We start from the raw sequence: 12,281 nt of genomic DNA, 5'->3' as shown, positions 1-12,281 counted from the left end.
GACCCGTTCCTTACCGCGTTCCGGAGAAGGTGAAGGCGGACTGGAGGGCGGCCATGATCCGGTCGAGGATGAAACCGACGATGCCGATGGTGATGACCGCCACGATGATGCGGGCGAGCGAGTCGGAGGATCCGTTCTGGAACTCGTCCCAGACGAACTTGCCGAGGCCGGGGTTCTGGGCGAGCATCTCGGCGGCGATCAGCACCATCCAGCCGACGCCCAGCGAGAGGCGCAGCCCGGTGAAGATTAGCGGCATCGCCGAGGGCAGCACGAGCTTGGTGATTGTCTTGGCGGTCGAGAGTTGCAGCACCTTGCCGACGTTCACGAGATCCTTGTCGATCGAGGCGACACCGAGCGAGGTGTTGATCAGGGTCGGCCAGAGCGAGCAGAGAGTCACCGTGATCGCCGAGACCACCATGGATTTCGGCAGGGCGTCGGAGGCGTTCACGTAGAGCGCCGAGACGATCATCGTGACGATCGGCAGCCAGGCGAGCGGCGAGACCGGCTTGAAGATCTGGATCAACGGGTTGAGCGCGCCGTTGATGGTCGAGGAGAGGCCGCATGCGATCCCGACCGGAACGGCTATGATGGTTGCAAGCAGGAAGCCCAAAAATACCGTCTGCAGCGAGGTCATGATCTGCTGCTGATAGGTCGGCGCCCCGGTATAAGCCCGGATCTGGACCCGGTCGGCATAGCCGGCCTCGATCATCTGCTGATTGCGCGCTTCCTGGCGCTCATAGAAGGCAGCTTTCGCTTCCTGGGTCCGTTCCCAATCGGCATAGAGCGAGCCGACCTGGTCTGCGACCTGGGCGGGACCCGGCACAGTGCCGAGCGAGGTCTGCACCGTCGGGGCGAGGGCGGCCCAGACGGCGAGAAAGCCGAGAATGCCGAGGATCGGCACGACGAAGCCCTTCCAGAGGATCTTCATGTTAGAGCGGCGGTCGTCGCCCGCCGCCATCTTCATCAGCGGAACGGACCAGCCAAGGCCGATCGCCGTCAGCGGACCGGTCGCGCGGGTGATCCGCATCATGCGCTTTTCGCGCTTCAGAACGCGCTTTTCTTCTGTGCTGAGCTCGTGGCCCATGAAATCGGATGCAACAGTCATGTCGCTTAGGGACCTGTCTACGTCGATTGATGGAAGAAGAGCGGATGCGCCATCCAACGTCGGGCAGCGCATCCGATGATCATGAACAGGGATCAGTTCGAGAGGCTGGCGGTGGTCTCTTCGCCCTTGAGGCCGATCTCGAATTTCGAGAGGTACTCGTTGGGCTTCTTGCCGTCATATTCGACGCCGTCGATGAACTCGGCGGTGGCCGGCTTGTACCCGTCCGTATCCGACGGAATCTCGGACGCATCGAGATGGCCGTCGTCGATCAGCGACTGGGCCGCCGACATGTAGATGTCCGGCTTGTAGACGCTCTTTGCCGTCTCGTCGTACCAGCTGTCCGGCTTTTCTTCCGCGATCTGGCCCCACCGACGCATCTGGGTGAGGTACCAGACGGCGTCGGAGTAGAACGGGTAGGTCGCGTTCTTGGCGAAGAAGATGTTGAAGTCCGGCGCCGGGCGGACGTCGCCCTTCTCGTATTCGAACGTACCGGTCATCGAATTAGCGATGACTTCGGCGTCGGCGCCGACATATTCGGGACGGGAGAGGATCTCGACGGCTTCCTGACGGTTCGCGCCATCATCGGCGTCGAGCCATTTGCCGGCGCGAATCAGCGCCTTCGTGACCGCGATCGCGGTCTGTGGGTTCTCCTCGACGAACTCGGCCGTCATGCCGAAGACCTTTTCCGGATTGTCCTTCCAGATGTCGTGGTCGGTAATGACCGGGACGCCGATCCCCTTGAAGACAGCCTGCTGGTTCCACGGCTCGCCGACGCAGTAGCCCTGGATCGTACCGGCTTCCATGGTCGCCGGCATCTGCGGCGGCGGGGTGACCGAGAGGAGGACATCGGCCTGGATCTGACCGGATGTGTCGGACGGTGAATAGAAGCCGGGGTTGAGGCCGCCCGCTGCAAGCCAGTAGCGCAGCTCGTAATTGTGTGTCGAGACCGGGAACACCATGCCCATGTTGAAGGGCTTGCCCTCAGACTTATAGCCGTCGACGACCGGCTTCAGCGCCGAAGCCGAGATCGGATGCTCCGGCTTGCCCTCCGCGTTCGTCGGAACGTTCTGCTTCATCTCGTCCCAGACCGCATTCGACACCGTGATTCCGTTGCCGTTGAGGTCCATGGAGAAAGGGGTGACGATGTGCGCTTGCGTACCGTAGCCGATGGTCGCCGCGAGCGGCTGGCCGGCCAGCATGTGCGCACCGTCGAGTTCGCCGGTGATAACCCGGTCGAGAAGAACCTTCCAGTTCGCCTGGGGCTCGAGCGTGACGTAGAGGCCTTCATCCTCGAAGAAGCCCTTTTCGCGGGCAATGGCGAGAGGAGCCATGTCGGTGAGCTTGATAAAGCCGAATTTCAATTCAGCCTTCTCCGGGAACACCATTTCGGCGATCGCCTTGGTGGATACGGTAGAGAGAACTGTAGCGCTCAGAAGGCCGAGCACGGTACGGCGGGTGGTCGATGAGAAAGATGCCATGCGGACAAAGCTTCCCTATTGCCGGAACGCAGTTCGAAATGCGCCCGGTGGACTGGATCCGTGAAACAAAAAAGGCTGCCCGACCAAACCGGTCGCGAACGATATCGATCGTTATTCCGCGAACACTCGATAAGGTCGGCAGCCTTGCCGAAGGACACCCGCCATTGGATGCCTGTGTCGATCGACCTCCAGGCCGACCCGTGAATGAAATCGTGTGGTCACAACTTCACTTGAGTTTCCTCATACGCACTTGGTTTTTGCAGCGCAACAGGTTTCTGCGAATTTTCTGTTCGAACGTCGCAAGTGCAATTTATTTGTGCATCGAGGCTTATTGCGGTGCAGCAATGTTGCTCACTTGCTCAACAAGTTCGACCGTCCATCGTCGAAGAGGCTGAAGCGAAGTGGTTCGAATGTTGCGGTGGGACCAGCGCTCGGAGCTTGATCAGCTGAGGTTGCTGTTCCGAAGACCGACGGCTGATAGACCTTTTCGACGATCGAAGCGGCGGTGGGATCGGCCCGACCATGCCCCCATCGCATCATCTGTCGATAGAGCCAGCGGGCATAGCCGGCGTCCGGTCGATTGCCCTGACAGGAGAAGCTCAAGAAGCTGCCTACGATCCGGCGCTCGCCCGGGGCAGTCTCAAGCTCGCCGGTGAGGCCTGGCATCAAATGCGTTTCGTCGACCGCGACATGGCGTGCCTCCGCCATCAGTTCCGCGAGAGCTGGACGATTTTCAAGCGCGTCGCACCATTGTCCGGCTTCCAGAAGGCACTTGATCAGCCGTTCGCAGACATCGCGGCGATCGTCCACGAAGGCCCTCGACGTCCCCAGGACTTTTTCGGGGCTGTTCGGTGCGATTTCAGCTTTGGTCGCGACTATCGCGCCGGCGCCATTCCGCACGGCAATGGTGTTCCACGGCTCACCCGCCGAGAAACCGTCGATCTGCCCGCTCGAAAGCGCTTCCGGCATCAGGGAAGGCGGCACCACGGTAATCTCGACATCGGTGTCCGGACGGATGCCGCACGCCGCCAACCAATAGCGCAGGTCGTAGTTGTGGCAGGAAAATCGATGCACAACTGCGAAGCGGATTTGGCGTCCCTTCCTCTCGCTGAGCCGCGCAACGGCAAAGCGAAGCGCAGCGCCGATCGCGGCGGGGGATTGATCGGTGGGTGCTTCATCTTTCAACGCTGCGGCGACCTCATTGCCAACCGTCACAGCGTTGCCGCCCGTGTTGAGGACCATCGGTGCGAAGGTCTCCGTGTTGAGCGGCCCGAGCGACAGGCTCATCGCAATCGGCAATGGGGCCGGCATCTGCGCACAGTCGAAATGTCCGACGCTCATCCGGTCTCGGACCGTTGCCCAGGATCGTTCCCGATGGAGCTTCAGGTCTAGGCCATAGCGTTCGGCAAAGCCCAGACGGACCGCGACGACTAGGCTCGCGCTGTCGAGCAGCGGGAGATATCCGGCGTGAACGACATCAAGCGGCATTCCTCAGAGATCTCCCAATAGGCTAGAGGCGCTGATCAGGGACCGCGCAACGTCTGCGATCCGCCGGTTCTCGTTCATCGCACTGCGCTGAAGAAGGCGGTAGGCTTCCGGTTCCGAAAGACCGCGCCTTCGCATCAAGATTCCCTTCGCCTTGTCGATGAGCTTGCGTTCGGCGAGCTGGGAGCGCGCCTGTTCCAACTCACAGTTCAACCGATGGACGGCGTTGAAGCGGGACACCGCCATATCAAGGATGGGTTTCACCCGCTCCTTTCTAAGTCCGTCGACGACATAGGCAGAAACGCCGGCCTCGACCGCTTCCCTGATTGCCGAAGAGTCGGAGCGGTCGACAAACATAGCGATCGGTTTCTTCACCGAGCGAGAGACCTGGAAGAAGTGTTCCAGCTGATCGCGATTGGGATTTTCCAGATCGACCACGATGACGTCAGGCTGCAGCGTCTCGATCCGGCGAACGAGGCCGACGAGCTCCGTAACCGTCGCAACCTTAGTATGACCGGCTTCGCGCAGACCCGCCTCGATAATCGCGGCGCGGACGGTATTCTCGTCGAAAACCAGTATGGAGAGTTCGGCGTCCATTGCCGCTATTGTGCGGAGCGGTATCGACTTTGCAATGCAATAGATTTCATCGCCAGGAGCAAATGGGAGGCAGCCCGCTCGCCGCGATCACTCTTTCGCGCGGAAACTCTGAGTAATTCGCTATCAACTTTCTCAGAGCTTGTTGGAAATGATTCGATGCGACTCTCTCTCTCGCGGATTTGGTGCCTAAATTTTAAGAGCAGACGTCAATCGAGGCGGTATCTCGTCCGGTCAACTCCGAAGGTGAGTAGCGGCAATTTCGAAAGAACCTTCAGCTGTTGCACTAAGCTGGACGACCGAAACGGACAGTTCGGTTTCTCAGAGTGAAGGCTCGATTGCTGCATCTCCGCTTACGGTCCAACATTACCGAGCGGCGGATTGCAGGGATACGCCCATATTGGTCTTTCCAGCCCTCTTGAGATCGTACCCGATTGGGGACAATCGAGTCTCTCTAATACCTCTGCGTGGTTGGGATACGCCATTATGGAATCGACTGACGTCTGATGAACATAGACTTTTTAGAGCGCAAAAATCAGTCAACATGGTCACCGGAGCGTGAAGAGAATAATGTTTGCTACCTGGCCGTCGATACTTGGTCAGTTTCCTCGGGCACCGACTGCACCCGCTTACTCGCTTGCGTCCGCTGATGGGAGCCACGATCTCTAACCGCGGTTGTGTTGAACTTGACGCCATCCCGAAATAAGAGGCGCCAAGGGCTTTGAAGGGCTCTCATGCAGTTCCGTCTCCACGCGAAGGAAAACTCATATGGTTGAGCGGCTGACTGTCGATTACAGCCTTCGCACGCAGGACGATCCGCGCAAGGTGGCTGAAACGATCGCCGGCGAACAGTCTTCCGGGACTTTTATCGCGACCCCTGGCGAAGACGCGGCATTGAAAGAGCGTGCTGCTGCGACTGTCGAAATACTGGAGGAATTTGAGGACGAAGGGTCTCCGGTGCTTCCTGGCTCATCTGGTGGGGATAGGGCGCGCTCGTTCGGCCTTAGGCTCTCCTGGCCGATGACCAATTTCGGCCCCTCGATCCCCAACCTCCTTGCGACTATCGCTGGCAATCTGTTCGAGCTGAAAGGGGTCGCCGGCCTCAAGATCCAAGACATTCATCTACCCGAGAGCTTTAAGACGGCTTACCTGGGCCCCGGCTTCGGCATTGAAGGAACACGGCGAGTGGCGGGCGTTTCCCGCGGTCCCATCGTCGGAACCATCATCAAGCCGTCGGTCGGGCTCGATCCCGATGAGACCGCAAGCCTCGTCGAGGCCCTCTGCGAGGGTGGGATCGATTTCATCAAGGACGACGAACTGCAGGCGGATGGCCCGCACTGTCCTTTCGACGAACGTTTGCGCGCCGTAATGGCCGTGATCGATCGGCATGCCGACAGGCTTGGTCGCAAGGTGATGTATGCCATCAATCTCACCGGCGAGATCGACGAAATGCTGCGCCGGCACGATCTCGTCGCTGAGACCGGCGGAACTTGCGTCATGGTCAGCCTCAATTCGGTCGGCCCGACCGGGTTGACCGCGCTTCGGCGCCACTCGTCTTTGCCGATCCACGCCCATCGCAACGGCTGGGGCTATCTCGGCCGCTCGCCCGACAACGGCTGGTCCTACAGGGCTTGGCACAAGATCTGGCGGCTGGCCGGGGCCGACCACATGCATGTGAACGGCATCGCCAACAAGTTCTGGGAGCCCGACGACAGCGTCATCGAATCGGCCAAGGCCTGTCTCGATCCGCTGTTCGCCGACCGGCCGGACCGCGTCATGCCGGTCTTTTCCTCCGGTCAGACCGTGATGACCGCCCATCCGACGTTCGAGCGCCTGGGCGCGGACGACCTCATATTCACCGCCGGCGGCGGCATCGTCGCCCATCCGCAGGGGGTCGCGGCCGGGGTTCGCTCCCTGCGCGAGGCGTGGGAAGCCGCCGTCGCCGGGGTCCCACTCGAGGAGGCTGCCAAGAACAGCGCGGCGCTCTCGAAGGCCATCGAGACCTACAGCTGATCGGCGCTTCTCCGTTTCCTCGTCATCAGTCTGGCCATTCCACGTCAAACGTCTTCACAATCTTTTGGACGTCGCTGCTAGTTAGCCTTCGTGGGTTGAGCCCGCGCGTCAGCAATGCGAGCTTTGCGCCGGCTTCCAACTCCTCGATCGCATTGACGGCAGCTCGCAGATCCTTGCCCGAGACCACCGGACCGTGATTGGCGAGCATCACGGCCGATCGCTTGCCGGCCAGTCCGCGGATCGCATCGCCGATAGAGGGATCGCCCGGAACGAAGAAGGGCAGAAGCTTAACCTTGCCGAGAAGCATGATCGGATAGGGCGTAAGCGGTGGAAGGAAGTTGTTCTCGTCCGCGTCCGGCATCATTGAAAGAGCGACGGAGTGGCTCGAATGAAGGTGGACCACGGCGCCGGAGCCGTGCCGGGTGTCGTAGAATGCGCGATGAAGCGGAAGTTCCTTGGTCGGCTTGTCGCCCGAGATCTGGTTGCCGTTCGCATCGAAGATCGCGAGGTTCGCAGGATCGAGGTCGCGAAATGACGAGCCCGTCGGTGTGACGATCAGGCCGCCAGTGCCCGTGCGCGCCGAGATGTTTCCGGTCGATCCATGCGTCAGTCCCCTAGCATGGAGGGAGTGTGCAAAGATGCAGATCGATTCACGCAGCGAAGCGTCTGTGCTCATTGTCTAATATCGTCCTTTAGTGGCAGCGATCGGCGCAGCCGACGAGGAAACTGGCTCGGATGGCGGTGACAATCCGCTCGGTTGGCTCGGATCGGCGCTGCGATATCGCTTGGTCGAAGAGCCGTAGCGGCTCTCAGTGCAACGGCTCGTTCAGGTCGTTCGGCTCGCGCGGTGGATATATGCTGGCCAGCTGAAGAAGGTGTTCGGACATTTCCTGACCGGCCGCGGCCGGATCTCGGGCCTTTATCGCGGCAAAGATCTTCTCGTGGGCCTCGAAAGCACGCTGGGTCTGCCCGGGAACCTTGAGACTGGTCGACCGGACCTCCTCTAGCCATTCGGCTGCTGCTTGATAGAAGCTCACGAGGATCGGATTTCCGGTGATGTCGGCGATCACGCGATGGAACTCGATATCGGTCCTGCCGAACTCTGCAACGTCGCCCCGCGCCGCACTGTTGCGCTCTAGAACATCCTGAAGTGCTCGGATCGACTTTTCGTCGGCGAGTTGGGCAGCCTTGCGGGCGGTCCCCACCTCGACGATCTCGCGCACGTCCATGAAGGCGTCGAGACCTTTCGGATCCACCAAATACAGTTTCGCCATGTCGGAGAGGCGGTCGAGGACGAAACCGGGCTTGGGTCCAGCAACCCGTGCGCGCATCCCTTGCCGTGTGAGGATCAACCCTCGGCTTTCCAACGCGGCCACGCCCTCGCGCACCGTCAACCGAGAGATCCCGAATTCCTCCATCAGTTCGCGTTCGGAAGGAAGTTCGTCGCCGATCGCGTAGACGCCCTCGCGAATGTCGTTGGAAATTAGCTCGACCATCTCCTCGTGCATGCGCCGCCGTTTGATCGGCCGTCGCGAACGACCGGTAATCTCTGACATCGACACTCCAGTGACTGTTCCTAACCGATGCGCCCAGTCTTGACATGGGTCGCTCTGAGACTGCAAGAATCAACTTGCCATCTTATCAGATATCTGACAAGCAGGCTCGAATAGCATGCCGGAGGAGGCGTGTAATTCCATGGGAGGACCCGAAACGATGAACCACAGCAAAATTGCCGCGCTCGCTTTCACAGCGTCTGTGATCGCATTTCCCGCTTCCGCCGAGGACATCGCGATCGCGCTCCACGTTGAGCCGACCCACGAGATGTTCCAGGTTGGCGAGCGCCTGAAGCAGCTGATCGAAGAGCGCTCCAACGGCGAGCATACCGTGACGCTTCTCGGAACCGAGGTTGGCGGTGAACGCGACCATCTTGAGGGGGCAAGCTTCGGCGAGTACCAGATCGCTCTCGGCGGCTCGATGCCGATGAGCCTCTATGCACCGCAATATGCCGCTGCCGACCTGCCCTTCACCTTTGATTCGAGCGACGAAGCCCGTCAGGTCTACGAAGGCGACACGGGCGAGGAACTGCGCCAGGCGGTGATCGCGACGGGCAATCTCCGTCTCGTCGGCCTCTCCGTGCGCAATCCGAGAAATCTGACCTCGAAGGAGCGGGTCGAGTCACCCGACGACATCCAGGGCGTTCGCATGCGCGTTCCGGAAATTGCACCATGGGTGCAGATCTGGACCGAGATCGGTGCCTTGCCGTCCCCGATCGCCTGGCCAGAGGTCTATACCTCGCTCCAGACCGGCGTCATCGACATGCAGGAAAACCCAGTCGACTACATCCATTCGGGGAAGCTTTTCGAAGTTCAGAGCTACGTTAACAAGACCGAACACGTGCACTCGTTCTTTCACTGGTTGATGAATGAGGACTTTTATCAAGGCCTTTCGGAAGAAGATCGCGAGTTGGTCCAGACCGCCATCGACGAAGCGGTCGCATACGGTGACGAACTCGTCACCGGCAACGAATCCAAGCTCTACGGAGAGCTTCAGGCCGAGGGTATGGAGATTGTCGAGCCGAATGTGGAAGCCTTCCGGGCGAAGGCCGAACCGGCGGTCAAGAAGATCGCCGAAGGCTTCGCGCCGAGTATCCGCGACTACGTGATGTCTCAGTTCGACTAGAACGCGACCGGGGGTTGAGAACACACCGGGCAGTCGCGCCGTCGGAAGACGTCTGGCGCGACTGCCTTTCAATCCATCGCGGCGAGGGAGGAAGCGTCGTGGTTAGCAAGCAAGAGGGACGCGATGACGGTCCGTCCGGGCTCCTCCGCGCGGTCCATGTATTCTGGTCAACACTCGACGTTCTCGTCGTCGCAATGTTCATCGGCATGCTCGTCGTCATGTTCGTCCAGGTCGCGTCGCGCTATGCGCTTGGGATTGGCGTGCCATGGACGGACGAAACGTCTCGCTTTCTCTTCATCGGCGAGATCTTCTTCGGCGCCGCGATCGCCCAGCGATACGGTGCGCAGATCCGGATTACCGTCCTTCTCGACGTTCTGCCGGACCGTGCGCGCCTAGCCCTGGAAACTCTGGCCGATATCCTAATGGCGGTCATTGCGCTTCTCGTCGCATACGGCGCCGTAGGCATGGCGCAGCGCACGAGTTCCGTCACAGCAAGCACACTGCCGATCTCGTTCTCCTATCTCTATTACGTGCAGGCGACCGGCCTCGTCCTGCTCGTTCTCCTCGTGCTGCGCGACATTGGCGCGCGCATCGCTGGCAAGCGCGGCTCGGAGGCCCGGTCATGACGATCTTCCTCGTGCTTTTCGGCGCCCTCCTACTTCTCCTTTTCATCGGCGTTCCCGTCGGCTTTGCGATGATCGGCGCGTCCATATGCGTCCTCGCCCTCAACCGGGGCTTCGACGTAGTGCCCTACGAGATGGTCGCCCAGCGCACGCTCTACGGCGTCAACAGTTTCACCCTTCTCGCCATCCCCGCCTTCCTGCTGATCGGTCGGCTGATGAACGAGTCCGGAATCTCCGATCGGGTCTTCAACATCGCGCGATCGGCGGTGGGCCACCTGCGCGGCGGCCTCGGCCACGTCAACGTCCTCTCCAGTTTTATCTTCGCAGGCATGTCGGGATCGGCCGTTGCCGATGCCGGTGGGCTTGGACCGGTCCAGATCCGCGCCATGGAACGCGACGGTTACGACCGGGGCTTCAGTGCCGCGGTGACGGCGAGTTCGGCGACGATCGGTCCGATCATCCCGCCCTCGATCCCGGCCGTCATCTACGGTGCGCTCGCCAATGTTTCGATTGCGGCTGTGTTTCTTGGATCGATTATTCCAGGCATCCTTATGGGTTTGATGATGATGGGGCTCGTCGCCTTCATCTCGCACCGCCGCGGCTATCCGGTTGCCACACGCGCTTCGTTCTCCGATTTCGCACGAGCGATGGTGGCCGGCTTCCTGCCCATTCTGACACCCATGATCATCATCTTTGGTATCCTCTCCGGCATCTTCACGCCGACGGAGGCGTCCGCCGTTGCTGTTGTCTACTGCGCGTTCATCGCTGCTCTGGTCTATCGCACTCTGACCCTTTCAAGCTTCTGGCGCATCTGCAGGGAGACGGCAGTCGACACCGCGGCGCTCCTGGTCATCATCGCCGGTTCCGCCCTCTATGCCTGGGTGCTTGCCCGCTATCAGGTGACCTCGCAGATTATCGATTTTCTTTCGGCTAACATCGAGAGCGTCGTCGTTCTTCTGATAGTCCTCAACCTATTCATCCTGCTGATCGGTTGCTTCATAGATTCCGTTCCTGCGCTCTTTCTGCTGACGCCGATCGTCGTGCCGCTCATCCAGACCTACGGAATTGACCCGATCCATTTCGGCGTCGTGATGATCCTCAACCTGATGATCGGTCTCATCACCCCGCCAGTAGGAACCGTGCTGTTCACCGTCCAGAAGGTGGCGGACGTAAGGTTCGGGATGCTCATCCGGGAAATCTTGCCTTTCTACATCCCTCTATTCGGCACGCTGATCCTGATCACCTTCATCCCCTGGCTGGTGACTTTCGTGCCGAGTGTGCTGCTGCGCTAGGCGCCCCTTACGGCCAAGATCAAAGGAAATTGAATGTCCATCGCAATCTTCGGCGGCCTCGGCCACGTCGGATCCTGGGTCGCGCACGATCTCGCAGCACGCGGCGAGGATGTCGTCATATTCGATGCTGGGTCTGGCGACTACGCCGCCCTCGGTCTCGACCATCTGGTGGCGGTTTCCGACAGGCTCGCATTCGAGCCGGTCGACGTGCTCGACGTCCACACGCTGTTCGAGAGGATAAGGGCGCACCACGGCCGAATCGAAGCGATCGTCTGGGGCGTCGCCGTGATCGCCGGACCGACATTCGCCCAGCGCCCGTTCCGCAACATTCAGATCAACACCGTCGGCATGCTCAACGCGCTCGAGGCCGCGCGTATCTTTGAAATCGGGACATTCGTGAATCTGAGTTCCGGAGCGGTCTACGGCGATCTGCCCGGCGGCCAGACCGAGGATCTGCCAGCGAAGGCGACCGACCTATACGGCGCGACCAAGGTCGCCAACGAGGCGCTCGCGCTACAATACGGCGAGACCTACGGGATCGATGTGCGTAATGCGCGTCTCTACTTCGTCTACGGTCCCGGTCGCATGCCCTCGCGCATGCACCCACTCTACAGGGCGATGTTCGGTGCCCTGGAGGGCCTGAGGGATGTCGCCTCTCCGTCCGGCGGCGACCAGGCTCTCGACTGGACGCATGTGCGGGATACGGCCAAGGGAATCGTCGCCCTCCTCGATGCGCGAAACGTCTCCGGCGAAGCGTTCAACATTTCTTCCGGCGTCGCGGTCAACCACCGTAACATCATGCAGGCCGCGGAGCGGATCGCTGGAGGTGATCACGGCATGTCGATTGGCCCCGGCTCCTATTTCTTGCGAGGCGCACCGCTCGACATCTCGAAGGCCAAGCAGCTCCTGAATTTCACGCCGCGCTTCACGGAAATCGAGGAAGGCCTGCGCGACTATGCCGACTGGATCAATAAACAGCGGTAGACAAGCCCGGCCATGGCCGCCTGAGCCT

At 60.5% G+C, this 12,281-nt stretch carries 11 protein-coding genes; 5 read left to right on the top strand and 6 right to left on the bottom strand.

Features of this window, described 5'->3' with window-relative positions; genetic code table 11:
- Positions 1-10 precede the first annotated feature (10 nt).
- From FP2506_RS13170 to FP2506_RS13155, 4 genes are all read right to left on the bottom strand, one after another.
- Entirely contained in the window at positions 11-1,105 is a 1,095-nt protein-coding gene (locus tag FP2506_RS13170) for an ABC transporter permease (RefSeq protein ID WP_007068012.1), read from the bottom strand.
- A gap of 92 nt (positions 1,106-1,197) precedes the next feature.
- The gene (locus FP2506_RS13165; protein WP_007068011.1) at positions 1,198-2,583 is read right to left on the bottom strand and encodes a CmpA/NrtA family ABC transporter substrate-binding protein; all 1,386 of its coding nucleotides are present in this window, start codon (positions 2,581-2,583) and stop codon (positions 1,198-1,200) included.
- A gap of 351 nt (positions 2,584-2,934) precedes the next feature.
- Entirely contained in the window at positions 2,935-4,071 is a 1,137-nt protein-coding gene (locus tag FP2506_RS13160) for a CmpA/NrtA family ABC transporter substrate-binding protein (RefSeq protein WP_007068010.1), read from the bottom strand.
- Between the two features lie 3 nt (positions 4,072-4,074).
- Entirely contained in the window at positions 4,075-4,665 is a 591-nt protein-coding gene (locus FP2506_RS13155) for an ANTAR domain-containing response regulator (protein WP_007068009.1), read from the bottom strand.
- A 765-nt stretch (positions 4,666-5,430) separates the two neighbouring features.
- Between FP2506_RS13155 and FP2506_RS13150 the strand changes: the two genes are divergently transcribed.
- A complete protein-coding gene (locus FP2506_RS13150) occupies positions 5,431-6,675 on the top strand; it encodes a ribulose-bisphosphate carboxylase large subunit family protein (RefSeq protein ID WP_007068008.1) in 1,245 nt (414 codons plus the stop codon).
- Between the two features lie 25 nt (positions 6,676-6,700).
- Here the strand turns inward: FP2506_RS13150 and otnC are convergent, their stop codons facing one another.
- Complete coding sequence (otnC, locus tag FP2506_RS13145; RefSeq protein WP_007068007.1) at positions 6,701-7,351, bottom strand: 3-oxo-tetronate 4-phosphate decarboxylase; 651 nt, start codon at positions 7,349-7,351, stop codon at positions 6,701-6,703.
- A gap of 133 nt (positions 7,352-7,484) precedes the next feature.
- Positions 7,485-8,231: an FCD domain-containing protein gene (locus FP2506_RS13140; RefSeq protein WP_007068005.1), complete on the bottom strand. Its 747-nt coding sequence runs from the start codon at positions 8,229-8,231 to the stop codon at positions 7,485-7,487.
- Between the two features lie 157 nt (positions 8,232-8,388).
- Between FP2506_RS13140 and FP2506_RS13135 the strand changes: the two genes are divergently transcribed.
- From FP2506_RS13135 to FP2506_RS13120, 4 genes are all read left to right on the top strand, one after another.
- The gene (locus FP2506_RS13135; protein ID WP_148227568.1) at positions 8,389-9,354 is read left to right on the top strand and encodes a TRAP transporter substrate-binding protein; all 966 of its coding nucleotides are present in this window, start codon (positions 8,389-8,391) and stop codon (positions 9,352-9,354) included.
- 98 nt (positions 9,355-9,452) lie between these two features.
- Complete coding sequence (locus tag FP2506_RS13130) at positions 9,453-9,980, top strand: TRAP transporter small permease (protein ID WP_244404192.1); 528 nt, start codon at positions 9,453-9,455, stop codon at positions 9,978-9,980.
- Positions 9,977-11,269, top strand: coding sequence for a TRAP transporter large permease (locus FP2506_RS13125; protein ID WP_007068002.1), 1,293 nt, complete (start codon positions 9,977-9,979; stop codon positions 11,267-11,269). The genes FP2506_RS13130 and FP2506_RS13125 overlap by 4 nt, the downstream gene beginning before the upstream one ends.
- 33 nt (positions 11,270-11,302) lie before the next feature.
- The gene (locus FP2506_RS13120; RefSeq protein WP_007068001.1) at positions 11,303-12,253 is read left to right on the top strand and encodes an NAD-dependent epimerase/dehydratase family protein; all 951 of its coding nucleotides are present in this window, start codon (positions 11,303-11,305) and stop codon (positions 12,251-12,253) included.
- Positions 12,254-12,281 lie beyond the last annotated feature (28 nt).

Source organism: Fulvimarina pelagi HTCC2506, assembly GCF_000153705.1.
GTDB classification, from domain to species: domain Bacteria; phylum Pseudomonadota; class Alphaproteobacteria; order Rhizobiales; family Rhizobiaceae; genus Fulvimarina; species Fulvimarina pelagi.
The sequence above is the reverse complement of the archived record's forward strand: the minus strand, read 5'-3'. Positions and strand labels throughout refer to the sequence as shown.

Excerpts from the sequence above, each read along its gene's own strand:
- FP2506_RS13170 (WP_007068012.1), bottom strand. The coding sequence starts at position 1,105 with ATGACTGTTGCATCCGATTTCATGGGCCACGAGCTCAGCACAGAAGAA.
- FP2506_RS13165 (WP_007068011.1), bottom strand. The coding sequence starts at position 2,583 with ATGGCATCTTTCTCATCGACCACCCGCCGTACCGTGCTCGGCCTTCTG.
- FP2506_RS13160 (WP_007068010.1), bottom strand. The coding sequence starts at position 4,071 with ATGCCGCTTGATGTCGTTCACGCCGGATATCTCCCGCTGCTCGACAGC.
- FP2506_RS13155 (WP_007068009.1), bottom strand. The coding sequence starts at position 4,665 with ATGGACGCCGAACTCTCCATACTGGTTTTCGACGAGAATACCGTCCGC.
- FP2506_RS13150 (WP_007068008.1), top strand. The coding sequence starts at position 5,431 with ATGGTTGAGCGGCTGACTGTCGATTACAGCCTTCGCACGCAGGACGAT.
- otnC (WP_007068007.1), bottom strand. The coding sequence starts at position 7,351 with ATGAGCACAGACGCTTCGCTGCGTGAATCGATCTGCATCTTTGCACAC.
- FP2506_RS13140 (WP_007068005.1), bottom strand. The coding sequence starts at position 8,231 with ATGTCAGAGATTACCGGTCGTTCGCGACGGCCGATCAAACGGCGGCGC.
- FP2506_RS13135 (WP_148227568.1), top strand. The coding sequence starts at position 8,389 with ATGAACCACAGCAAAATTGCCGCGCTCGCTTTCACAGCGTCTGTGATC.
- FP2506_RS13125 (WP_007068002.1), top strand. The coding sequence starts at position 9,977 with ATGACGATCTTCCTCGTGCTTTTCGGCGCCCTCCTACTTCTCCTTTTC.
- FP2506_RS13120 (WP_007068001.1), top strand. The coding sequence starts at position 11,303 with ATGTCCATCGCAATCTTCGGCGGCCTCGGCCACGTCGGATCCTGGGTC.